The 22,950-nt window shown below is 58.8% G+C and carries 25 protein-coding genes; 16 read left to right on the top strand and 9 right to left on the bottom strand.

Going from position 1 to position 22,950, the window contains the following annotated elements; translation table 11 throughout:
* Positions 1–7: 7 nt before the first annotated feature.
* Together OHL23_RS22725 and OHL23_RS22720 are read left to right on the top strand one after the other, a co-directional pair.
* Positions 8–205: a type II toxin-antitoxin system VapB family antitoxin gene (locus OHL23_RS22725; RefSeq protein WP_263354312.1), complete on the top strand. Its 198-nt coding sequence runs from the start codon at positions 8–10 to the stop codon at positions 203–205.
* Entirely contained in the window at positions 202–585 is a 384-nt protein-coding gene (locus OHL23_RS22720) for a type II toxin-antitoxin system VapC family toxin (RefSeq protein ID WP_263354311.1), read from the top strand. The genes OHL23_RS22725 and OHL23_RS22720 overlap by 4 nt, the downstream gene beginning before the upstream one ends.
* Before the next feature lie 26 nt (positions 586–611).
* Here the strand turns inward: OHL23_RS22720 and OHL23_RS22715 are convergent, their stop codons facing one another.
* Together OHL23_RS22715 and OHL23_RS22710 are read right to left on the bottom strand one after the other, a co-directional pair.
* Positions 612–1,049 (bottom strand): hypothetical protein, encoded by a 438-nt coding sequence (locus tag OHL23_RS22715; protein ID WP_263354310.1) that lies wholly within the window; start codon positions 1,047–1,049, stop codon positions 612–614.
* A gap of 25 nt (positions 1,050–1,074) precedes the next feature.
* Positions 1,075–1,572 (bottom strand): SET domain-containing protein, encoded by a 498-nt coding sequence (locus OHL23_RS22710; protein WP_263354308.1) that lies wholly within the window; start codon positions 1,570–1,572, stop codon positions 1,075–1,077.
* A 180-nt stretch (positions 1,573–1,752) separates the two neighbouring features.
* On the opposite strand from OHL23_RS22710, the gene OHL23_RS22705 reads away from it, so the two are divergent.
* A complete protein-coding gene (locus OHL23_RS22705) occupies positions 1,753–2,550 on the top strand; it encodes a tetratricopeptide repeat protein (RefSeq protein WP_263354306.1) in 798 nt (265 codons plus the stop codon).
* A 78-nt stretch (positions 2,551–2,628) separates the two neighbouring features.
* Positions 2,629–3,285, top strand: a complete 657-nt coding sequence (locus OHL23_RS22700) for a DUF1569 domain-containing protein (RefSeq protein ID WP_263354305.1) — start codon at positions 2,629–2,631, stop codon at positions 3,283–3,285.
* A 21-nt stretch (positions 3,286–3,306) separates the two neighbouring features.
* On the opposite strand, the gene OHL23_RS22695 is transcribed toward OHL23_RS22700, so the two are convergent.
* Positions 3,307–4,227, bottom strand: a complete 921-nt coding sequence (locus OHL23_RS22695) for a prepilin peptidase (protein WP_263354303.1) — start codon at positions 4,225–4,227, stop codon at positions 3,307–3,309.
* 46 nt (positions 4,228–4,273) lie between these two features.
* On the opposite strand from OHL23_RS22695, the gene mazG reads away from it, so the two are divergent.
* From mazG to OHL23_RS22675, 4 genes are all read left to right on the top strand, one after another.
* On the top strand, positions 4,274–5,278 hold the full coding sequence (gene mazG / locus OHL23_RS22690; RefSeq protein ID WP_263354302.1) for a nucleoside triphosphate pyrophosphohydrolase: 1,005 nt from the start codon (positions 4,274–4,276) through the stop codon (positions 5,276–5,278).
* Complete coding sequence (locus OHL23_RS22685; protein ID WP_263354301.1) at positions 5,275–6,114, top strand: GNAT family N-acetyltransferase; 840 nt, start codon at positions 5,275–5,277, stop codon at positions 6,112–6,114. Before mazG ends, OHL23_RS22685 begins: the two co-directional genes overlap by 4 nt.
* Positions 6,115–6,197: 83 nt before the next feature.
* Positions 6,198–7,322, top strand: a complete 1,125-nt coding sequence (gene menC / locus OHL23_RS22680) for an o-succinylbenzoate synthase (RefSeq protein WP_263354300.1) — start codon at positions 6,198–6,200, stop codon at positions 7,320–7,322.
* 191 nt (positions 7,323–7,513) lie between these two features.
* A complete protein-coding gene (locus tag OHL23_RS22675) occupies positions 7,514–8,371 on the top strand; it encodes a DUF2076 domain-containing protein (RefSeq protein WP_263354298.1) in 858 nt (285 codons plus the stop codon).
* Between the two features lie 87 nt (positions 8,372–8,458).
* Here the strand turns inward: OHL23_RS22675 and OHL23_RS22670 are convergent, their stop codons facing one another.
* Positions 8,459–9,454, bottom strand: coding sequence for a hypothetical protein (locus OHL23_RS22670; RefSeq protein WP_263354296.1), 996 nt, complete (start codon positions 9,452–9,454; stop codon positions 8,459–8,461).
* Positions 9,455–9,659: 205 nt separating this feature from the next.
* Here OHL23_RS22670 and OHL23_RS22665 point away from each other — a divergent pair, with 205 nt between their 5' ends.
* From OHL23_RS22665 to OHL23_RS22655, 3 genes are all read left to right on the top strand, one after another.
* A complete protein-coding gene (locus tag OHL23_RS22665) occupies positions 9,660–10,037 on the top strand; it encodes a bactofilin family protein (protein WP_263354295.1) in 378 nt (125 codons plus the stop codon).
* A 66-nt stretch (positions 10,038–10,103) separates the two neighbouring features.
* Positions 10,104–10,748 (top strand): methyltransferase domain-containing protein, encoded by a 645-nt coding sequence (locus OHL23_RS22660; RefSeq protein WP_263354294.1) that lies wholly within the window; start codon positions 10,104–10,106, stop codon positions 10,746–10,748.
* Between the two features lie 276 nt (positions 10,749–11,024).
* Positions 11,025–11,735: a metal-dependent hydrolase gene (locus tag OHL23_RS22655; RefSeq protein WP_263354292.1), complete on the top strand. Its 711-nt coding sequence runs from the start codon at positions 11,025–11,027 to the stop codon at positions 11,733–11,735.
* Between the two features lie 97 nt (positions 11,736–11,832).
* On the opposite strand, the gene OHL23_RS22650 is transcribed toward OHL23_RS22655, so the two are convergent.
* From OHL23_RS22650 to OHL23_RS22640, 3 genes are all read right to left on the bottom strand, one after another.
* The gene (locus OHL23_RS22650; protein ID WP_263354290.1) at positions 11,833–12,081 is read right to left on the bottom strand and encodes a hypothetical protein; all 249 of its coding nucleotides are present in this window, start codon (positions 12,079–12,081) and stop codon (positions 11,833–11,835) included.
* Positions 12,082–12,437: 356 nt separating this feature from the next.
* Positions 12,438–14,816, bottom strand: coding sequence for an APC family permease (locus OHL23_RS22645; protein ID WP_263354289.1), 2,379 nt, complete (start codon positions 14,814–14,816; stop codon positions 12,438–12,440).
* 216 nt (positions 14,817–15,032) lie between these two features.
* Entirely contained in the window at positions 15,033–15,203 is a 171-nt protein-coding gene (locus OHL23_RS22640; RefSeq protein ID WP_263354287.1) for a hypothetical protein, read from the bottom strand.
* 206 nt (positions 15,204–15,409) lie between these two features.
* Here OHL23_RS22640 and lnt point away from each other — a divergent pair, with 206 nt between their 5' ends.
* From lnt to OHL23_RS22615, 5 genes are all read left to right on the top strand, one after another.
* Positions 15,410–17,089, top strand: coding sequence for an apolipoprotein N-acyltransferase (gene lnt, locus OHL23_RS22635; protein WP_263354286.1), 1,680 nt, complete (start codon positions 15,410–15,412; stop codon positions 17,087–17,089).
* A gap of 40 nt (positions 17,090–17,129) precedes the next feature.
* A protein-coding gene (gene prfB, locus OHL23_RS22630; protein ID WP_396127407.1) for a peptide chain release factor 2 occupies positions 17,130–18,276 on the top strand; the annotation gives its coding sequence in 2 pieces (ribosomal slippage) (positions 17,130–17,201 and positions 17,203–18,276; 1,146 coding nt in all).
* A gap of 87 nt (positions 18,277–18,363) precedes the next feature.
* Complete coding sequence (locus OHL23_RS22625; RefSeq protein WP_263354284.1) at positions 18,364–18,810, top strand: CoA-binding protein; 447 nt, start codon at positions 18,364–18,366, stop codon at positions 18,808–18,810.
* A 79-nt stretch (positions 18,811–18,889) separates the two neighbouring features.
* Positions 18,890–21,031: a protein-disulfide reductase DsbD family protein gene (locus OHL23_RS22620; protein ID WP_263354282.1), complete on the top strand. Its 2,142-nt coding sequence runs from the start codon at positions 18,890–18,892 to the stop codon at positions 21,029–21,031.
* Positions 21,032–21,147: 116 nt separating this feature from the next.
* Positions 21,148–21,780, top strand: coding sequence for a redoxin domain-containing protein (locus OHL23_RS22615; protein ID WP_263354281.1), 633 nt, complete (start codon positions 21,148–21,150; stop codon positions 21,778–21,780).
* Between the two features lie 19 nt (positions 21,781–21,799).
* Here the strand turns inward: OHL23_RS22615 and OHL23_RS22610 are convergent, their stop codons facing one another.
* The gene (locus OHL23_RS22610) at positions 21,800–22,255 is read right to left on the bottom strand and encodes a VOC family protein (RefSeq protein ID WP_263354279.1); all 456 of its coding nucleotides are present in this window, start codon (positions 22,253–22,255) and stop codon (positions 21,800–21,802) included.
* A gap of 83 nt (positions 22,256–22,338) precedes the next feature.
* Complete coding sequence (locus OHL23_RS22605; RefSeq protein WP_263354278.1) at positions 22,339–22,926, bottom strand: GyrI-like domain-containing protein; 588 nt, start codon at positions 22,924–22,926, stop codon at positions 22,339–22,341.
* Positions 22,927–22,950 lie beyond the last annotated feature (24 nt).

Here is a 22,950-nt window from a genome sequence, read left to right as displayed (position 1 = left end):
GGGGATGATGCGAACAACATTGGCGCTGGACGACGATCTGGTCCGAACCGCTCAGGAATATTCGGGGGTCCTGGAGAAGACAGCTCTTGTGCGTGAGGCGCTCAAGGCGCTGATTGAGCGGGAAGCTTCGCGAAGACTTGCCGCGCTGGGCGGCTCAATGCCGGACCTGGAGGACATTCCTCGGCTGAGAGTTAGCGAATTGTGAGCCGGAGTTATCCGATTCTGGCGGACACGGCTATTTGGATTGCGCATTTTCGCGCTGATGAGCCTGAGATGCGCGCGCAACTGAACGACCGCAACATTTTGATGCATCCGTTTATTGTTGCGGAACTGGCTTTGGGCTCGCTCCGGGACCGTGGGCGGACGCTGAAGACGCTTGAAAGGCTACCGCAGGTGCGTGTCGCGCATCTTGAGGAAGTGCGACGAATGATAGAGGCCCACTCGCTCTTCAGCAAGGGGATTGGCCTTACGGACGCTTATCTGATTGCTTCAACTCTGATTACTCCACCGGTGCGGTTGTGGACGCGCGACAAGAGGTTGAAAGACACTGCTCTTGCGCTGGGGATTGATGCTGGGTTGGATTGAGAAGGGATTTTCCCCCTGCGAAACCATCAGCCGCGAGAGAAGATCACCATCAAGACCATTGAGAGTGCGACGATTGCCGCTGCTGTGGCAATCAATTTTAGCCGGTCATAACGCGGTCGGGCCGGTGAGGATGGGCGCGTAGTCTTCGCCATTTCGATCATTACGAGGAGGTAGTGATCGTCTTCTGCCAAGAAGCTCGAAGCGTCTTCCCAGGATGCGTGGTCTTCGCCATCTCTCTGTAGCAGATTGCGGATAAGGCTTGCAACGGTTTCCTCAAACCAGACCTCGTTGCTGTCGTCCTCGAAGGCCTGGTTGAGTGCGGAAAACTGAGATTGTTCATTGGCAGAATAGGCAAGCATGCCTTCTTCAACTTTTGTGAATTCGATGCCTTCGCGCTTGGCCTCTGCGAGAATGCGGCTGATAAGGAATTCTTTGGCCTGCTCTGCGTTTTGAATGGTCGACATATGGTTCCGATAGATAGAGAGGAACTTAACTAGTGCTCCGGCTCTTTGTTTTCGCGGCTTTGCGTTTGCCGCGTTTTTTCTTGGCGGCTTTGCGGGCTTCTGCCTTGCGGCGTTTGATTTCGGCGTGGGAGTACATCGATCCGCGGCAGTTGTCTGCGCCGCAGTGGCAGGTGCAAGGGTCGTCGCCGCCTTCGTAGAGGCAGTAGTCGTAGGTGATTTCGGCGTCGGCGGGGATGTTGCGGAGGGCGGTGATCCAGACCCGGCCATCTTCATCTTCACTGGTTTCGGCATTGCCGTCGCAACTGTGGTTGATGAACATGGCGGTGCAGAAGCCGTCGATGACAATGGAGCCGTCGCCGAGTCCAAAGAGGTAGGTGACGGGGTAGTCGGTGTAGAGTGCGTCGGCTTCTTCTTTACCGATGCGCCGGCCAGTGTATTCGGCGATGCGTTCGCCTTTGTTGACGGGCGCAGTGGTGTAGCAGCCTGCGGCGTGGATGGCCGATGAACGAACGATTAGTCCCATGGAAGATGGCTCGATCTCATATTCTGTAAGTGGTGTGTCTCTGAGGTGGAATTGGTCATTCGGATGAGGTCCCAGAAACGCATCGTAACATTGGAGGGGGCTGAACGATAGTCTCGGAAAAGTTTGCGAGGCTTGGGGTTGGATTTGCAGGGAAATTGTTCAATTCGGATGTGGTGTGGGGTGGTTTTGGATGTCCTGTGGTTGGGTCTGTGGCTGGTGGCCGCGACCCCGGGGCTGGTGGCGCAGAGTGCGCCGCCACCGTCGGCGCCTGCGCCGGCCTCGGGCCAGCAGGGAAATCCGTTCCCGGCAGATGATTCGAAGGCTCCAGCACCGGAGAGCGGTGCGCAGAAGGATTCTGGTGCGAAGCCGAAAGCAGCGGACAATCCGTTTCCGGGGGAGGACCCGAATGCTCCGATTATCCCGGTTGGGCCGGATTCGGGCGCGGCGGGATCGCGGCCAGGTTCCGGTTCGGGCGCCGATGCGCCGACGCCGCGAAGGGATGCGGACCCGGATGGCGATCCGGTTCGTTCGCCGGACGGAGCGGCGCATACAACGGACGATGACGGATTCGCTTCCAGCAGCTCGGGGTTGAATCGAGTGCCTGCCCCGGATGACAGCGACGAGCGTCCGGGAAAGTCGACGAAGAATAAGACTCGCGAGCAGGTGATCAAGGAAGACGTGGATGTGGGCGGTTTTTATTTAGACAAGAAGAACTGGAAGGCGGCACAGGCGAGGTTTACTTCTGCGTTTGCGCTGGATTCGGAGAATCCCGATGCGGTATGGGGTTTGGCGGAGGCAGAGCGTCATCTGCAGCTTTACAAGGAAGCTGCGGAGCATTACAAGCTGTTGCTTTCCTACGATCCGGATGGGCCGCATCACCGCGAGGCGCGCAAGGCACTGGAAGAGGTGGAAACGGCGCGGCCGCCGGTTTCGGCGTCCTCAAAGATGACAGGATCGGAAAGCTCGCCTCCTAAGTAGTTCAAATGCGTCGTCTTTGGTTGTACATCGATTAATTATTGCGGTTTACGCCATTTGTGTCGTGTTAAAGGGTGCTGGTTGGCATATTCTTTCTTCAACATCGGGACCACTGCTTCTTTCTCGCTGTTGAAGGGACAGCGCAAGCTAGCCTACATGCACCCAGTCTTGAAGTCCGCCCTGGAACCACTGGCTGAACAAGTCATGACGATAAGTCTGCAAGAGGCACAGGTTCCTCCGGTGCCCGGGCAGGGACGGTGGTGCGCCCAGCAGATCATGGAGCATCTGATTCTGACCTATCAACTGACTTCGAGTTCGGTGAGCCGTCAGTTGAAGTCGGGGCATGTGCCGAAGAATCGGCGTAATCTGCTGGAGTTTTTGTTGCGGGTGCAGACGATCGGGTTGGGTTACATGCCCGAGGGGATTCCTGCGATTCGGGCGTTTCGACCGACCCAATTCACGCCTGAGGATGGGCCGGCGATCGCGGCGCGCTTTCTGGAGGCGGCGGAAGAGATGGACACGTTGCTGGTTGCGGCGAGACGGAAGTTTGGCATACAGGCGTGCGGGGAGCATCCATTTTTTGGAGTGATGCGCGTCGACGAATGGCGTCGCTACCATGCGATTCACGCAGGGCATCATGCTGTCCAGTTGCGAAACGCGATTCGTTATGCGCGATCTTTGACGGCTGTTCCCGAAGAGGCGGCTCCGCTGACTTCCGCCTCTGTGCAAAGAGCTTGAGTGCGGATTTGCTGCGACGGCTTATCCGAAGAAGATATCGAGATGCATCGCCTTGAATATCCAGTTGGGATGGAAGATTTCGGAGACTGCGGCGGCGCAGAGGAAGGTTCCCAGAGGGAGCGGGATCGTGGCCCATTCGCTGGTTTTGCGGCGAAGGGCTAAGACTGCGAGCCAGACGGAGGCGGCTGCCGATGCGGCAAGGACCGACAGGACAAAACTCTCCATCGCGCCGATGAGGCCGAGCCATGCTCCGAGAAGCGCCATCAGCTTTGCGTCTCCGAGTCCCATGCCTTCCTGACGGCGGACCAGCCAGTAGCCGAGACGGATGAACAGGACGAGGCCGGCTGAGGCGAGGATGGCGAGCGCGGAGGTTGTCGCGGCGTGGGTGAGGATTGCGTAGCGGTCGATGGCGTCGCCGGACCAGCTACGCAGGAGCGTAAAGAAGAATCCGAGTGCGATGCCGGGGAGGGTGAGTGCGTCGGGTAGCCAGAAGTGTTCGGCGTCGAGGGCGGCGAGGGCGATGAGAAGCCAGCAGAGGAGTGCGGAGCCGAGGGTCTGGATTATGTTTTGGGCTATGTTTTGGGCTAAGGCCTCGGGAGTTGCGCCTGGGGTGGTTGTGGTGGGAAAAGCTGAAACGCTGAATTTTGCCCAGCAGGCGGCCCATAGCAGGGCCATGGCCAGTTCTATGAGCGGGTAGCGGATGCCGATCCAGGTGCGGCAGGCGCGGCAGCGGCCGCGGAGAATGATCCAACTGAGCAGGGGCAGGTTTTCCCACCAGGCCAGCGTGTGGTCGCAGTTGCGGCAGTGGGAGCGGGGCGAGACGATGCTTTCGCCCTCGGGGAAGCGGGTCAGAAAGACGTTGAGGAAGCTGCCGAAGGCGAGGCCGAGCAGCGCGGCGAAGATGGTTCCGAGAAAATGCAGATCTGCCAAGATTTCGATCACGCTCCGAGGCTTCGTTTCTGTCCCACTCGCAGGTTACAGTATTCACATGGAGCCTCTCCCAAGCGACATCTTGCCGGATGAGATTCCTCCGGCTTCGGCGCTCGATTCTGCGACTCCGGAGGCGGCTGGGGCCTTTGCCGAGTCGGTTGCGATCATGGCGCGCCTGCGTGGGCCGGACGGGTGCCCGTGGGACCGGGAGCAGAGCTTCGACTCGATTCGCAAATACACGCTGGAAGAGACATATGAGGTTCTGGACGCGATAGAGCGTCGCGACTGGCCGAATCTGGCGGAGGAGCTGGGCGATCTGCTGTTGCAGGTGCTGTTTTATTCACAGATGGCGGCCGACGAGGGGCGGTTCACGATTGCCGATGTGCTCGGGACGCTGAATCGCAAGCTGGTGCGGCGGCATCCGCATGTTTTTGGCGAAGAGGCTTCGGCGGCTGCGGGGAACCAGGCGAGCGTGGATGCCGCTGTAAATGGCTCAGCAGCGCGCGTGCTCGCGAACTGGGAGCAGATTAAGACAGCGGAGAAGCAGTCTGCCGGGGCAAAGACGGAGCGGCATTCGTTGCTGGACGAGGTGCAGCGCGCACAGCCTGCGCTGGCGGAGGCGGCAAAGCTTGGATCGAAGGCGGCGAAGGTTGGCTTCGACTGGAGCCACTGGCGCGATCTGCTGGCGAAGCTGGATGAGGAGACGGCTGAGCTGGTCGCGGCAGTTGAGGCCCGAGAGACTGTACAACAGCGGATTCCCTTTGGGAATGACGGACAAGAAAGGCAAGTTCATGCAGAGGTCGAGGCGGAGTTGGGGGATTTGCTGTTTACGGCGGTGAATCTTGGGCGGCATCTGAAGGTGGATGCGGAGATGGCGCTGCGGGGCACAAATGCCCGGTTTCGGCAGCGCTTTCGCGAGATGGAGCGGGTTGCGGGCGAGAGTCTGGGCAAGCCGTTGTCGGATTTGACGCCGACGGAGCTGGAGGCGCTCTGGATGGGTGCGAAGGTTACGCTTTCGGCGGCTGGCTCGAAAACTATATCTATATCAGGAGCAGGGAAATGATTGTAATCCGCGAGTGTCGCGGCTTTGACGAGTTGCAGGCCTGTGTCGATTTGCAGCTCGAGGTGTGGGGATACAGCGACGGGGATGTGATTCCGAGGCGTGTGTTTCTGGTTTCGCAGAAGATCGGCGGGCAGGTCCTTGGCGCTTTTGAGACTGGGAATGGCAAAACGGGCGATGCGTCTTCGCTGGTCGGGTTTTCTTTTTCGCTGCCGGGAGTCAAGACAGGGGCTCAATCGCGCAGCGGGAGGCCGGAGAGCTATCTGCACTCGCATATGCTGGCGGTGCGGGAGGGGTTCCGCAACCAGAATATTGGCGCTCGGCTTAAGCTGGCACAGCGCGAGGATGCTTTGGCGCGGGGCTTCGAGCGGATCGAATGGACCTTCGATCCAGTGGAGATCAAGAATTCTTTCCTAAATATCCACAAGCTGGGCGCCATAGTTCGACGTTATGAAGAGAACTTTTATGGTGTATCCTCATCTCGACTTCAAGGCGGGTTGCAGACCGACCGGCTGGTAGCCGAATGGTGGATTGTGTCCCCCAGAGTGACGGATGCGATCGAGGGAAGGCCTGTAGCGCCGCCTAGCGGTGGATATTCGGCGGAGATTCGGGTTCCGGCGGCCATTTATGCGTGGAAGGCAGACGACCGGGAACGGCATCTTGCGCAGGCAATACAGGCGGAAAACCGCCGCAAGTTTCAGCAGGCCTTTTCGGAAGGCCTTTCTGTGGTTGCCTTTACCCGCGATGCGGACGGAAGCGGAGTCTTTCACCTGGGCCGATGGACGGAGCCCGAGAGCCGATTCACAGTCGAAGCGGAAGATGGCTGTGTCAGACTATGAATAGAGTGTTGCAATGTTTCCAGCTTGACGAATCTACCCGTAGAACACACCCCAACCCGGGGAATCACCAGGACTGAGCCGATATGAAAATTGACGCAATCTACCTGCGGGAACTGAATCTCCCGCTCGTTCGCCCATTCCAGACGAGTTTTGGAACCACGCGGGATCGTCGCGTTGTGCTCGCCGAGATTCATTCGGAGGGTTTGATCGGCTGGGGGGAGTGCACAGCCGGAGAGCATCCCCACTTTTCTGAGGAGTCCGTGGACTCCTGCTGGCAGGTGATTGTTGAAGAGCTTGGTCCGATGCTTGCGGCCAGCTCTCCGGAAAACGGTGGCCAGTGCCCGCGGATCTTTGGCCTCGTACGCGGTAACCGGATGGCCAAGGCAACGCTGGAAAACGCGATCTGGGATCTTGAGGCGCAGCGGAAGGGAATTTCGCTCAGCCAGTTGCTGGGCGGGGTGCGGGATGTGATTCCATGTGGCGTTTCGATCGGTATCCAGTCTTCGATTTCGGAACTGCTGGATGTGATCGGACGCGAGGTTGCGGCGGGCTACCAGCGGATCAAGTTGAAGTGCAAGCCGGGATGGGATGTCGAGGTCTTCGAGCGGGTTCGGGATCGATTTCCCGATATCACCCTGAGTTGCGACGCGAACTCGGCGTACCGGCTCAAGGATGCCGATCACCTGGCGAGCTTTGACCAGTTTGACCTGCTGATGGTGGAGCAGCCGCTGTGGTATGACGATTTTTACTACCATTCGATGTTGCAGAAGCGCCTGAGTACGGCGATCTGCCTGGATGAGTCGATCCGCAATCGGCGCGACGCGCTGGCGGCAATCGAGATGGAATCGTGCCGGATTATCAATATCAAGCTAGGACGGGTGGGCGGATTCTCCGAGGCGCTGGCGGTGCATAACGCGGCCTTTGAGCGCGGCATTCCGGTGTGGTGCGGCGGAATGCTGGAGTCCGGTATTGGGCGCTCTCACAACATTGCGCTTTCTACGCTGGAAAATTACTCGCTTCCGGGAGATGTCTCGGCGTCGCGGCGGTATTGGGCGGAAGACATCATTGAGCCGGAAGTTACGGTTTCAGCACAGGGAGAGATCTCGATTCCGGATTCTCCTGGCCGGGGTTATGAGGTGCGCATCGATCTGGTGGAACGGCTTACGGTGCGCAAGCATGAGATTCGGGCTCATGCTCTAGTCGGCTAGAAGTGTCGGCCAACAGGATCGGGGTAAATCCGATTTGGTGTTTGCGGCATATTGGTGCGCCAGGTTCCGACGGAACCTGGCGATTCTGCTGCGCGTAGTATTATCAGCGGCGCAACTTTGCGGGCTGGCCAGCGTCTCAATTTGGAGAAGCGGCCATGGAACGCTGTTAGCGGCTGCTGGAGGATCGATTCGTGACTTCTCAGGAAGAACAGATGCTCAACTCGCTCGTCGAGCGGGTAAATTCAACAAAATTAACGGAAAAGGACCCGGATGCCGAGACGCTGCTGGCGCGCGGATTCAGTCCCAACCCTGACGCGGTTTATATTCTGGCGCAGAGCGTGCTGGTGCAGAACATTGCGCTGGAGCAGGCAAGGGCGCAGCTCTCGCAGGCCCAGGAACAGGTAGCGCAGTTGCAGCAGCAGCAAACGCAGCAGCCGGCGCGTGCCACGAGCTTTCTAGGCAATCTGCTGGGGCATCGCGACCCTGCGCCACCTCCTCCGCCTCCTTACCAGTCTGCATACACGCCGCAGGCGGCTCCGGAGTACCAGACGCCTTACAATCCTGGGCCGGGTTATCAACCGGGATATGCCGGTCAGCCGTATGGCGGCCCGCAATATGCCGCCGCGCCGCCTAGCCAGCCCAGCTTTTTGCGTTCGGCGGCCCAGACTGCAGCGGGCGTGGCCGCAGGAGCGCTCGCGTTTGAAGGCGTGGAATCACTGCTGCACGGCGGATTTGGCCATCCCGGGATGGGCATGGGGATGGGTGGCTGGGGCATGCCCGGCGTCGGCTTCGGCATGGGGCCGGGAATGGGGTTTGAGCGACCTGTGGAAGAGACGGTCGTGAACAACTACTACGATTCGCCGGGTGGAGAGCACTCGGAGCACGGGCAGGGCGATTTCGGCCGCGGCGGCGATGCGCAGTTCCAGGATGCGAGCTGGAACGACGATTCGGGGTCGGGATTTGATAGCGGTGGAGATAGCGGATCTGACTTCGGTGATTCGGGCAGCTTCGATGATGGTGGCTCGGGTGGGGACGGCAGCGGGTTCTAGTCGTTGAAAGCAGAGCGAGGGATTCGGTGATCCCACCTGGCCACAAAAACGAGAACGTGGCGAGGGTGGGGCAGCCGGATCACTCTGTTATTTTTCTGGTCTCGGGGCGGATGAGATTGCTATCGGAGCTGATCCGGGTTTGGAGTCAGGCTGGTCGCCGGATTGCAGCATCTGGATTGCCTGCTGATAGCTCATCCCGGCGGCTACTGGGGAGAACTGCGAGAGTTCGAGCGTCGTGTCGAGCTTGATGGTCTTCAGGAGCACCCGGGCGTTCATCACGAGAACCATGTGCGTGGTGCGCCATTGATGATTACCGACGTCTGCTTGTTCGAGAAGCAGAGTTCCGCCCTGGTCGAGTTTGCCTAAGATTCCCCAGCCGTAGTCCACATCGTGAATTCGCTTGCCTTCGAGGCGCGTTACGCGCTGCTGGGCGACGTCGATCCACAATTCGCCGGCCATGCCTTTCAAAACTTGGGCTTCGAGGTCCTGGGGGTCGAAGTTAGGATTGGGCTGAAAGCTCAGTCTGTAGCTTGGTCCCTGTGCCGTGTCTGCGATTCCGGTGAACTGATAGTGAAAGGCGTCGGGGAGGGCGCGCATGACCTTGCGGGCTCGCTCGGTGTCTCCCTGCTCACGCTCCTGGCGATGGCGCTGGAGGCTTGGATCGTTGAGGAGGGACTGGAGACGCGTCTCTTCGTTTTTCTGATCCCCGGCACTGAGGGGGCCGTCGTTAATTGCGATGAGCCGGGCGACATCGCCGTCTTTGGTTTCGACGATGAGTTTGGTGGTGGCGAGTCGCGGACTCATCTTGCGCAACCGGTATTGCATGGGGTGCGCCGGGTCTTCGGCTGCCTTCAACTCGGTTTGCAGAACTCGCTTCACGAGCGCCTGAGTTTCTTCGCCAGTGAGGGGAGCCGGAGGTGCGGCAATGCTCGGTTGAGCCGCTTCCGGCGGCTGTGCAAGCAATGCAGTAGCCGCCGTCCAGGCGAAGACAAGCGCGCCAAGAGATGCAAGCGCAAGTCTCGGCTTATTAAGACGCGGCCTATCGAGACTCGATTTATCTGGATAGACGGCGCTAGTGTGCATGGAAACGCTCTTGCCGGATGACCTTTGCCATTTGTCTCTTAGACGCGGATAGGAAATATGAGTTGCAACGTTTTGCCCTGTTTGGCTGGAGCACAACAAGGGTGAGGGATGTGCGTCATTTGAGTCGCCTTTGGGAAGGATGGACCCTCGAAATGCTATATTGCGGGCAGGGTCCCGATAGCGGCCCTCTGGAAGGATCTAACCAATGGCAGTGGAAAACACACCGGCCCGGATCGGCAAATCGGTTCTCATCCGCGGCGAAGTCAAGGGCAGCGAAGATCTGTTTGTCGATGGGCGTGTCGAGGGCACGATCAGCCTTTCGGAGAGCCGTCTCACCGTCGGTCCCAACGCAGTGTTGGCCGCCGACCTCACCGCGCGGGACGTTCTCATCCTGGGACAGGTGCAGGGAAATGTCGTCGCGACGGGCCGAGTGGAACTGCGGGCCGGTTGCCAGGTAACAGGCGACGTTCGCGCTCTGCGGTTGGCGATCGAAGACAATGCGGTCTTTCGCGGCAAGGTTGATCTGACCCAGGGGCCGGCCAGGGTCGCCGATCCGGCTGCTACCACGCAGGCCGAGGGCTAGGCGACCGGTGGACTGTTTGAGCCGTATGGCGCACCGGAGGAAATCTGATTGCAGGAGGCTGTGGGTATGCTAGGCAAGTTGTTTGATCGGCCGCCAGCGCCTGGAGCTTCCTCTGGCGCGGGCGGGCCTCGCATTCTGCGCCATTCAGGCGGCTGGGGCGCGTTGCGCAAACGGTTGACGAGCGAGGAGGGTTTGCGCGTCCTCGATATCGGGAGCACTTCGCCGGCCAACATCAATTACCTGACGAGCCTTGGCCACAGCGTTTATATGGCCGATCTGGTGGAAGACGCGGCGACGGGCGAGTGGCTCACGGGAACGGACGAGGACGGCAAACCGGTTTGGGATGTGGAGGGCTTTGCCAGGCAGAATCTACATTTCTCGGGGCGGAACTTCGACATGGTCCTGATGTGGACAGCGCTCGATTATCTGCCGGAGGCGCTTGTGGCTCCGGTGGTGCGGGCGCTGCATGGGGCGATGACGCCGGGTGGGCAGCTGCTTGCATTTTTTCACACCAAGCTGCAGCCGGATTCGACACCCTATCATCGCTTTCATATCACTGCGACGGACGATGTGGAATTGCAGCGGGCGCGACCGGCGACGCAGCAGCGCGCTATGACGAACCGGAACATTGAGCGGTTGTTTTCGGACTGGTCCGGCCTGAAGCAGTTTCTGGCCAAGGATGGGGTTTCGGAAGCGATTATCGTCCGCTAACGGGCGCGATGAGTCGTTGGATCTCGCGCGCCAGCTACCGGGGCGGATGCAGGCGATGGGTAAGAGACCTGGAACCGCTCCCAACTCCCTTCGGAGCTTTGTGCGACCGGAAGTCGGGCTGCGACGTCTCTTGTGAAGTGTCTGAATGCGACACGAGGGTCCGGATTTCGAGTGTGAGCCGCTTTCTTCTCAAGCCGCGACCAGTCGGTCGGAACAAACCGGTAATGCCGATCCGGGTAGTTACTAAAGTGTTAACATCGTGAATTGGAGTAACGCATGAATTTGCTGAAAGGAACGCGCGTGACCTGGCTTGGGCACGCAACCGTGTTGGTGCAACTGCCCAGCGGCACCAATCTTCTGATCGATCCATTTATCGAGCACAATCCCAAATACCCGAAGGGTTTCGCGTTGCCGGAGAAGATCGATTTCATTCTGCTTACGCATGCCCACTTTGACCATACGGCGGATGTGTTACCGGTTGCACAGAAATATGGCGCGACGGTAGTTGCGATGGTGGAATTAGCGCAGTACTTCGCAGGCAAGGGGGTTACCCATACGATTGGAATGAACCTTGGCGGAACGGTTCAAGTTCCGGGGGCCGCAGTTACTCTGGTCGAAGCGAAGCACTCATCGAGTATCGAGGAGGGCGGGATATCTTTGTATCTTGGCGAGGCCGCGGGGATCGTACTTACAGTCGAGGGCGGCCCGGTACTTTATCACGCCGGGGATACAACGGTGTTTCGCGATATGGAGTTGATCCGGGAGCTTTACGCTCCGGATGTGGCTATGTTGCCGATTGGCGGCCACTATACGATGGGTCCGAAAGAAGCGGCTCTGGCGGTCCGATTCCTACAGCCGCAACTTATTTTGCCGTTGCATTGGGGCACATTTCCCCCGCTGACCGGAACCCCGCAGGAGCTGGCGAAACTCGTAAGCGATCCGGAGATAGTGGCATTAGTTGCGCCGGGGGATGTGCTGAGCGCCTGATGGGTTAGAGAATCCAATCCGAGGATGCCGACATACAAACGATATGGGCTGGTCTAACTCCAGCCCTGTCGCTTGAGCCGCTGACGGGATTCTCCGGTTACTTGGCCGCAGCTTTCTTCTGTAACTCCCAGCGGCGGCGTACTGCTTCGGCGATTCTCTTGCGGCCTTCCGGCGACAGATTCCGCTTCTTCTTGCGCTTGACTGTTGAATCAGGTTCCAAGGCGGCGGACTTGGTCTTGCGCGTCTTCTTAACGGTCGGCGAGGCTTCTCCGGAAAGTAAGGTCCGAGCTTGTTCAAGCCGTGCGATCTCGATGTCAATCTCGGCCAAAATTTTTGAAAGTTGCATGCTTCCTCCTGGTTTCGCCCGCTCGCTCCGCTCAACGAGGGCCCAATTGCAGAGAACAGGTCGTATTTACTACATATAAAACATTACTATCATTTGTAAACGGAAATTTGCGGCCTTTTGCGCTAGGGTGGCAAAAGAGTTATATATCTCGGCAGATTTCTGATTGTTTCAGGTGTTTGGGGCAGCTTTTTGGGTTTTGGGGGGAGAATTGATAGCAGCAAGAGCGGAAGATGGAGAGAGTGCGATTCGCGGGCGTGCTTGGGTTTGAGGGAGCTTCCATCTGACAGGAGTGACGGGTGGGGATGGTTTGAAGAAGGAACAGGTTGGGCTGGCAAGGGAGTTACCGGCAAAGAAGTTTATTCTTTGCCGGAACTATCCGATGGTCCTTGCTTGACGCCGAGGGCAGAGTAACCGGCAGCTGTCAGGACGGACTCCGAAGGGCCGAGCTTTAGCGGTGCGGAATAATCGGAGGACTTATATCCGCGCAGGTCCTTGATGATTTCCTGCTTTTCGCGGGCGTACTGGCTGGCGAGTCGGGTCAGGGCGTAGGTAATGATGTCGCTGTGATGCAGATCCTGAATAGATGGATCGCGGCGCAGGTTGAGCCAGAGGCGATGTACAAGTTGCACATCGTCGGGACGAAGGGATGGCGCGTGTGGGCCGAGGTAATAGACCTTGGATTCGCCGGAGGGATTGATGACATAGAAGTTCAACTGCCGCTTCGGTTCAGGGAGCGCTTCCCACGCCTGGCCGATGTGGAATGCCTGATCTTCGGCGGACATCTTGGTGGATAGACCGGAGACGACGGAATCGACTTCCAGGGAATTGGCGGTCTGCATCAGCGCGGCGAAGATATCCCCGGCGGGCACGACGAGCAGGGAGACTCTCTTGCCAAAGCTTTCTGCGACGGAGATGGCTTTGGTGAAGACCATCTGTTCGTGCTCGGAAAAAATTTGATCTTCAGGACCGAGGAACTCCGGTCCGCCGGCGCCCATCATGCGAACGGTCAGGACGACGACGTCCTGCTCGTCGGTGCTGGTGCGAGAGAGCGCCCACTTCAGGGCGAAGGGGTTAGCCGCGTCGCGCATGGTGACCATGACGCCGCCAGGACGGACTTTGACGGTTTCACGGCTGACGACATCCTGATGATCGAGCTGGAAGTGCTCTTTCAACTGGCGGGCGTTCAGAGCATGCTGCTTCTGATTTCGTTTCTCGGAGATCGAGAAGATGACGAAGAATGCCGCAGCGAAGACAATGCCGCTGACGGTTGCCACGGACTTGGTGAACAGGTTGACGATGGCGGTTGTCAGGAGAACGAGGAAGACGGATGCGAGGCCTACCGGGATTTCCGTTTTTCCGACGCGAATATTCGGGGGGACCTTCCAGCCGCGCTCTCCGTGGTACTTCCAGCGCAGGACTAGCATCGCCAGGCTATTGAAGGTAAAGGACCAGATGACACCGAAGGCGTAGGCCTCACCCAGCATGATCACGTTTCCACGGGTGATGAGGATCGTGAACATCTGGAGGCCGAAGACGAGGTTGATGATGCGATGACTGGTGCCAAAGCGCTTGTGAGGCTTGCGGAACCAGTCGGTGAGCACACCGTCTTCGGCGACGCGCATCAGAACGCCGGTTGAGCCGATCATGGAGGTGTTGATGGCGCCGGAGAGGATGAGGAAGCCGACAATGACGACGAAGATGCGGAAGGCGATCTTCAGCACTTCGGGGCCGGTCATGAACATGGCGAGGCCGGCGATGAGGTTGTCCTGGTAGATGTGCGTTCGCTGATAGTCGGGAATCAGCATCGAGGCCAGGAGGGTTGCACCGCCAGTAAAGACGAGGCTGTAGATGGCGATGACGATCGCGGCGCGTTTCAGGTTCTTGAGCTTGGGGTGTTCGATCTCCCGATTGACCTGGGCGAGCGACTCCTCGCCGCTCATGGCCAGGACGGAGTGGCCGAAGGCCATGAGAACGCCGAAGAGGCCGAGGACTGGGACGAACTTGGTCCCTCTGAGGAAGCCCAGCGCGTCCTGGCTGAAGCTCATATTGCTTGCAGTGGGAAGCGGAGGAAGGTGCGATCCCTGAACGAAAACGGAATAGACGCCCCAGATCAGCAGGATGACCACCATGACGGTGGTGATCTGCATGACCTTCATGGCCTTTTCGCTGGATTCTTCGATGCCCTTGAGGTTTTCCCACCAGTAATAGATGGTGACGGCCGCGGCGAAGAGCGCCGAGGTGTAGTTCATGTCGAACTGGAAGAGGGGATGGCCGGGGCGGGCCGTGAGGTCGACGGGGAGCCATCCATGGTTGTTGCAGACGGCGATGAGCTCGTTGAGGAGGCCGGTGATGTATTGCCCGGCGGATACGCCGGAGATTGGGCCGGTGAGGATGTAGTCGAACATCAGCGCGGAGACGCTGAGTTTGGCGAATGTACCGCCGAGGGCCTCTTTGACGACGCGGTAGACGCCTCCGCGGGTGAACATCGAACAGCTCTCGACGTAGACCGCGCGTACCGCGAAAGAGAAGAGCATGACGCCGAGGATGAACCAGGGAGCCGCCTTGCCGACTGCTTCTTCCGCGATGCCGCCTGCGTAAAAGGCTGAGGAGCCGAGGTCGCACAGGACGATGGCTGCGGCTCGCCAGAAAGAGATGAAGGTCAGCATGACCGAAGACGCCACAACAAGACGTACGCGATCGGACATTGGGGCGTGGGTAGTTTTGGGAGTTGCCATGAAGTAGGATTGCGGCCGACCGGGCCCTGTTTCAGAGTTCCTAGTGCGCTTTCTAAGTTTTGAATCCGTCAGGCGAAACGCAGACGCCCAGCGGTGAGTGTAGTGCGCAATTGGGAGACAGTCAACATTAAGTTGGAGACTCTGGCGTGGCTGCCGGATGTGCAATTTTCGGGGGAAGGAAGATTGCAATGCGCGATGAGTGATTGTCTCGGTCCGCTAGTCCTCGCCGAAGAGTTCGTGGGCGTCTTCCACGAAGCTGATGATCACCACTATCGACGAGCCGGCCATGCCCACGAAGAACATGACCTCCAGGACGTGCATTGCGAAGATGCCGAGAGCCATGGTTGCGATTGTAACGCCGATTCGAAGTGGATACCACGCAGCCATACCGCAACTTGAACGGTGCTTTGCGCAGAGTATTAGTGGGGTGGTGTAAGTTGCCTGTTCTGTTGAAGATGTGTCGAGATGGGAGAATTGTGGGCGGTGGGCGTGGCTTGGGCTGAGCGGGGAGAAATCGACAGGCCTGGCGGCGTTGCTCTGCTAAACTCAGGCCCATGCGTGGAGTTCCGTGGAGGCTGCTTTCGGCGGGGTTGTTGAGTGCGATCCTGCTGGATTTGCCGTTTCCGCTGGCTGGTCCGTTACCGATTTGGCGGACAGTTTTCGCGTGGTTTGCGCTGGCGCCCTTGCTGGCCGGGTTGCTGCGGATTCAGGTGGATTTCCCCGGCAACGGAGTTCGCTGGCAGCTTGGGTGGTCGTTTCTGGCAGGTTGGTGGACGGGGGCGGTTTGGTTTGGGGCGAACTGCTACTGGGTGTACAACACGATGTACAGCTACGGCAATATGAGCCGGGCCATGGCAGTGGTGTGCCTGGTGCTCTTCAGCCTGTACCTGGGTTTCTGGTTTGGCGTTTTTGGACTGGCGCTGGCGCTGATCCGGCGGGGTACCTTTGGCCGGAAATTTGCGTGGGTGGCTTTTGCAGCGATTCCGTTGCTCTGGACGGCCATGGAGTTTGCGATTGCGCGGATTCCGGAGTTTCCGTGGGATCAGCTTGGGTATTCGCAAGTGGATAACGGGCTGTTGACGAGGCTGGCTCCGTGGACTGGGGTTTATGGCATCAGCTTTCTGTTGGCCAGCGTGAATGCGCTGTTGGCTGTGGCGTTGGCGTCCGGAAGCACGGGTGAGAAGCGGCGTGGCGCGTATTTTTCCGGAGCGCGGTTCTGCGGCGGACTGGGTTTGGCGATTGCCTTTGCGGGGTGCGCGGGGTTTGTGATCCGGCAGCCAAGAATGCCGACGGCGGCGACTGCTGTGCTCGTACAGCCGAATCTGGATGTGGACAAGGACGATGTCTGGGCGGGGCCGGAGTGGGACCGGCAGATTGCTCAATTTGGGCGGTTTGCCCAGGAGGTCTGCAATCGGGGGTACATTGCGGGAATTCCGGAGATGGGGGTGACTCAGGGAGAGACGGAATGCGGTATGGATTCAGTGCCAGCGGCTTTAGTGGTGTGGCCGGAGTCTCCGGCGCCGTTTCGTGACTCGGACCCGCGGTTTCGAGCGGCGATGGCTGGCATCGCCAAGGCTGACAAAGCGCCGATGATTGTGGGTGATATTGGGATGGATCTGGATACCGCGCACCGGTATCACTTCTATAACTCGGCTTCGGTGATTGCGCCGGATGGGCGCTTTGTGGGCCGGTACGACAAGATTCATCTGGTGCCGTTTGGGGAGTACATTCCGTTTCGGAAGCTGTTGTTTTTTGCGCACCAGCTTACGGAGAACTTGTCGGATATGGGAGATGGCGCGGATCGCAAGACTTTCGCGATTGGCGGACACCCGTACGGCATATTTATTTGCTATGAGGCGGTTTTTGGGGACGAGGTTCGCCAGTTTGCGCGCAATGGGGCCGAGGTGCTGGTGAATATCTCGGATGACGGGTGGTATGGCGATACGAGCGCTCCGTGGCAGCACCTGAATATGGCTCGGATGCGGGCGATTGAGAACCGCCGCTGGATTCTGCGTGATACGAACAACGGCGTGACATCTGCGATCGATCCGTATGGGACGGTGCGGCAGAGTATTCCGCGGCACAGGGTGGGTGCGTTGTCTGCCGAATACGGCTACAACTCGGAGTTAACGTTCTATACGGTCCACGGGGACTGGCTGCCTGCGCTTTGTGCCATACTTAGCTTGGCACTGCTGGGCTTGGTGCTGCTGGTTTGGCCGGGAAGAACGATCCCTGGGGAACGGTCCCGAGAGATATCTGCCATACCGGAGTAATGTGCCCGTAAATCCATTCAAGTCAGGTCATGAAGCGAAAATGCCATCTGTAAACGATCTGGAATTTGCTTTCGCTCCCCTCCGCGATACTGTCCGCGACCTGCGGGAGTATCTTTGACCCTGCCCGCCTGCAACGCGAACTAGCTACAGCCGAAGCAAAGCTTGCCGACCCGGCGATGTGGTCGAATCCTGCTGCGAGTCAGCCGATCATGCGCGAGCGCAAGAGGCTGGAGCAGTTGATTGCTGAGGACGAGCAGCTTGTTCGCCGTCTAGGGGATATTGAAGCGTATTTTGAGCTGGCCAAGGAAGGCGCAGAGGAAGTGTTGCCAGATCTGGAGCGCGAGATGAATTCGCTGCGCGAGTTCTGCGATGCGCTTGAAGCCAAGACAATGCTTTCGGGCGAGACCGATCCGCTGAATGCGATTGTGACCGTACATCCGGGAGCCGGTGGAACGGAGAGCCAGGATTGGGCCGAGATGCTGATGCGCATGTATCTGCGCTGGGCTGAGCAGAACGGCTACAAGACGGAGATGAACGACTACCAGGATGGAGACGAGGCGGGCATCAAGTCGGCTACGTTCACGATCCTTGGGGACAATGCGTTTGGTTTGCTGGCGGGCGAGTCGGGGGTGCATCGGCTAGTGCGGATTTCGCCGTTTGATTCGGCGAAGCGGCGGCATACTTCGTTTGCGAGCGTTTATGTTTCGCCGGAGATTGACGACTCAATTGAGGTCAACATTCGCGCGGAGGATTTGCGGATTGATACGTATCGCTCGGGTGGCAAGGGCGGGCAGCACGTGAATACGACTGATTCGGCGGTGCGCATGACGCATTTGCCGACGGGGATTGTGGTGACTTGCCAGAATGAGCGCTCTCAGATCAAGAATCGCGACAAGGCGATGAAGATGCTGCGTTCGCGTTTGTATGAGTACGAGTTGGCGAAGAAGAAAGCCATTACGAAGGACATTGAGGACGCGAAGCTGGAGATCAATTTTGGTTCGCAGATTCGGTCTTATGTTTTGCAGCCTTACCGGATTGCGAAGGATCATCGCACGAAGGTTGAGGTGGGCGATGTGGATAAGGTGCTGGATGGGTATCTTGAGCCGTTCCTGCGGGGTTTTCTTTTAATGAAGCGCCGGGGTACGGCGGTTGCATCTGGTAGTGGGGACGACGATCTGGATGTATAAGGGTCCTGGCCGGATGGGCGCGGCCGCGAAAGCTGAAGCAGATCCTTCGCTTTGCTCAGGATGACAATTCTTCGGAATGAGGTTGGGATGCAGGATACTTTGGAACGCAAGAGCCTGATTGACGAGATGCTGCAGACGGCGAAGACGATTGCTGTGGTAGGCATCAGCAACAAGCCGGAGCGGGCGAGCTACAACATCGCTAACTATCTGGCGAGGCATGGTTATCGGGTGGTCGCGGTGAATCCGGTGCTGAGCGAAGTGGTGGTGAATGGCGAGACTCTGACTTCGTATCCGGCGCTCGAAGACGCGCAGACGGCACTTGCGGTCGAGGGTGGCAAGATCGATCTAGTGGATGTGTTTCGTGCTTCGGATGCTGTACCGGGAATCGTGGACGATGTGATCCGGCTGTACATTCCTTATCTTTGGCTGCAGGATGGGGTGCAGGATGACGAGGCTGTGGCGCGGGCTGAGGCTGCTTGCGTGAAGTGCATTCAGAACGAGTGCATTTTTCGGGAACATGCGGCGCGGGTCTGAAACCTCTCTGACTTTTTTCGCGTCAGATGATTGCTGTTTCAGGCGTTTTCTGTGCCCGAACTGAGGGAATAACTTCGTGATGCGTTGCTTCCGCTTCCTCCTCGTGCTGTTCGCCGTCTTCGTTTCGGGAGCGGCTGCGTATGCCGCGTCTATGTCTGCATCTGCGTCGGCGGATGCGAAACATCTCCATGTGCAACTGGTTGTGCCTGAGACGGTACTGAGCGCCGGGGAACCGGCGGATATCGGCCTCTATTTCAAGCTGGAGTCGGGTTGGCACGTTTATTGGAAGAATGCCGGGGATTCGGGCGAGCCGCCGCACGTGCGGTGGACGCTACCGGACGGGATTACTGCGGGGGAGTTCCAATATCCTGCGCCGAAGCGGCTGCCGCTTGGGCCGCTGATGGACTTCGGATACGAAGATGAGGTGCTCTTTCCGCTGACGCTGAGTGTGGCGAAGACGGTTAAGCCCGGACCTGCGCCGTTGCACGCGAAGGTGGATTGGCTGGTTTGCCGCGAGGTTTGCATTCCGGGTAAGGCTGAACTGGAAGTGGCTGCGACGGTTGGGGACCACGCAGGTAAGACGGCTGCTTCCGGTCCGGATGTTGAGATTTACAAACGGTTGCTCGGGCGGCTTCCTGAGCCGTCTCCGCAGGGGGCGAAGGCGGTCTTTGAGCCGACTGCGACGGGCTTCCGGCTGGCGTTCCTGGCTGGGCAGCGGGAGACTTCGGCGCAGTTCTTTCCGGCTGATCAGAATATTTTGAGCAATCCGACTCCGCAGACGGTGAGCCCGATGGCGACGGGGTTGGTTTTGGATCTTAAGAAAGATCCGAATATGACGGCGAATCCGGCGCAGTTGCGTGGGGTGCTGGAGCTTTCCGGTGGGCGCGCTTACGAGATTGCTGCGGTTCCGGGTTCTGTTCCGGCTGCCGCGCCGCCGACGACGGCTGGGGATGCTTTCAGGGCTGCGGGGCTGGCGTTTTTGGGTGGGATGATTCTGAACCTGATGCCTTGTGTCTTTCCGGTGCTGTTTATCAAGGGGTTGTCGCTGGTGCAGGCTTCGGGTGAGGCTCAGCATAAGCAGCGCGGGCATGGGCTGGTTTACACGGCGGGGATTGTGGTTTCGTTCTGGGTACTGGTGGGCGCGCTGCTTGGGCTGCGGGCGGCGGGCGCTACGCTGGGGTGGGGATTCCAGTTTCAGTCGCCTATTTTTCTGGGCTTGATGGCCGGGCTGCTGTTCTTTCTGGGCTTGAGCCTGGCGGGGCAGTTTGAGATTGGGCTGACGCTGACGAGCGCGGGCGGTTCGCTTGCCGCGAAGCAAGGGTATGCGGGCAGTTTCTTTACCGGGGTGCTGGCGGTGATTGTGGCTACTCCGTGTACTGCGCCGTTTATGGGGGCGGCCGTTGGGTTTGCGCTGGCGCAGAGTGCGGCGGTGACGTTTGCGATCTTTACGGCGCTGGCGCTGGGATTGGCTGCGCCGTATCTGCTGCTGACCTTTCAGCCGGCGTGGACGAAGCTTTTGCCGAGGCCCGGGGCGTGGATGGAGGTGCTGAAGCAGGCTACGGCAGTGCCGATTTTTGCCACCGTGATCTGGCTGGCGTGGGTGCTGGCGCAAACGCGCGGGGCCGAATCGGTGGCGGTGCTGCTGACAGTCTTTCTGCTGCTGGCGATTGCGGGATGGATTATGGGGCGATGGCCTGCGCGGCGTATTCCGAGCGTGGCTGCTGGGCTGGTAATCGTTTTTACTATTGCGGTTTGTGTCTATGGGTTGAACGTGTTTGCTGTTCCGGTGGTGGCGGGAAATGCTGCGACGTCAGCTTCCGGGGTTGGCGGGGCCCGGTGGGAGCCGTGGTCCCAGGCTGCTGTGGATAAGTACCGGGCTGCGGGACGGCCGGTTTTTGTGGACTTTACGGCGAGCTGGTGCCTTAGCTGCCAGGTGAATGAGCGGGTTGCGCTGAGAACGCCGGAGGTTGACGCGGCTTTCCGCAAGGCGAATGTGGCGCTGCTGAAGGCGGATTGGACGGAGCGGGATGATGCGATTTCGCAGGCTTTGACCGCTTTGGGACGCAGCGGCGTACCGGCTTATGTGCTTTATTCGTCCAATTCTGCGACCGGGTCAGGGGACGCACCGGTGCTTTTGCCGGAGGCTCTGACGCCGGGGATTGTGATTGATGCTTTGAGCAAGCTGCCTGCTGCAACTTCGGCGTCGGCGGGAAATCTTTAGAACGATCTGAAAAAAGCAGATCCTTCACTTCGTTCAGGATGACAATTCTCTCGGGATGACAAGTTTCTTGAGATTTGGTTGAAATTTACTGCAAACGAAAAACAAGGAGGTTCGAAATGGTCTGGAATCCTCAGCTATCGCGACTGTCCTGTTTGCTGGCATCTTTCCTGGTCAGCGTTGCTGTTCTTCCTGCAACTGCGCAAGATCTTCGGGTGGGAGCGGCTGCGCCCGACTTTACGGCGACCGACTCAAATGGCAAGAGTGAGTCGCTGGATCAGTTTCACGGAAAATATGTGGTGTTGGAGTGGCATAACCAGGGTTGCCCATACACACGGAAGCACTACGTGAGCGGTAACATGCAATCGCTGCAGAAGGAATGGACTGCGAAAGGCGTGGTGTGGCTGACGGTGATTTCTTCCGCTCCGGGTGAGCAGGGGTATGTGACTGCAACCGAAGAGAACAGCTACCTGAGCAAGATGCATGCGGCGCCGACGGCTGTGCTGATGGATTCGAATGGCAAGGTTGGGCACTTGTACAGCGCGAAGACGACGCCGCAGATGGTGGTGATCGATACTGCGGGCAAGGTTATCTATGACGGCGCAATCGACGACCGGCCGACGCCGGATGTTGAGGATATCAAGGGCGCGAAGAACTACCTGAATGAGGCCCTGAGCGCGTCGATGGCGGGCAAACCCGTTCCGACGCCATACACAAGGCCTTATGGGTGTTCGGTGAAGTACGCGGACTGAGACTCGCCTCAGCCCTGACTTAGCCGGCGAAGGTCTCGGCGGCGGCTTTGTTCATCTCCTCATTGCTGGGCGTTGCAATCATCTGCGAGATAGACCACTTGTGGCCGAAGGGATCTTTGAGCTGACCGTAACGTGCGCCCCAGAACTGGTCGGCGAGCGGCATTGTTACTGTCGCGCCCGCGCCTACCGCGCGGTCCCAGGAGGCGTGTGCATCGTCTACTTCCAGGCAGATGGTCACCGGTGAGCCGCCGAGGGCGAGAGGTGTTTCGCTCGTGCGGCCCATCTGCTCAGAGAAATCGTCGCTCAGCATCAGGTCGCCGCCGTTGATTTTCAAGTGAGCGTGCATGATGCGGTCGCTGTGCGGAGCCTTGTGGCGCGCGAGTTCTTCGGCACCGTACGCGGCCTTGTAGAAGTCGATTGCCGCTGCTGCATCGTTCACGACAATGTAGGGGACGAACGTTGGCTGTGCGCTCATGAGATTCTCCTCCAAATGCGTAGCGAGTTTAGCACGGAATTTTGACAAAACGAAGAATGGTTGAGGGGCCGGAAATAGCCTGGCTAGCGCCGTAGACCGACGTGTATTTCGACTTGTGCATTGGTGGGGGCAGCGCTGCGCTGGTCGTAGATTTCGTAGTCGATGAGGAAGGTGCGCTGGCCTCCTAGTTCTGATGGGGACATGGCCCAGATATGCTTCCAGGCGGATGGAACGACTTCGGCTGCCGGACCCTGCGCGGTGGTGATTACTGCGTATTGGCCGGCGGGGATCTGGCGGACGGTCAGGGTTGCCGGGATTCCGTCTGCTGAAGTTACGGGAGCGCCGAGGAGGTAGTCGTATTCGCCTTTTTCGTCGCTTGCATAGCCGGAGTAGACGACCATGAGGGTCTGGCCGATCCGGTTCGGCATCTGCTCGGCGAGGTTTTGCTGAAAGAAGCGCATCCAGAGCTTGCCGATTTCGCCATTGCCGCTCATTTCTTTCGCATTGCTGGTTCGGACCTGGAATCCGGCGACGTAGATTGGGACTGCGAGGGTGGTTTTCATGGGGGAACTGGCTGCTCCATTCGGCGGAGTGCTTTGGGCGGGAAGGCTGCACGAAGCCGCGATTGCCAGGGCTGCGATGAGCAGGGTACGTGAGAACACGGTGAGCATGCGATGAATGCCTTTCTGCTTTGG

Source organism: Acidicapsa acidisoli (assembly GCF_025685625.1).
GTDB lineage: Bacteria > Acidobacteriota > Terriglobia > Terriglobales > Acidobacteriaceae > Acidicapsa > Acidicapsa acidisoli.
The sequence above is the reverse complement of the archived record's forward strand: the minus strand, read 5'-3'. Positions and strand labels throughout refer to the sequence as shown.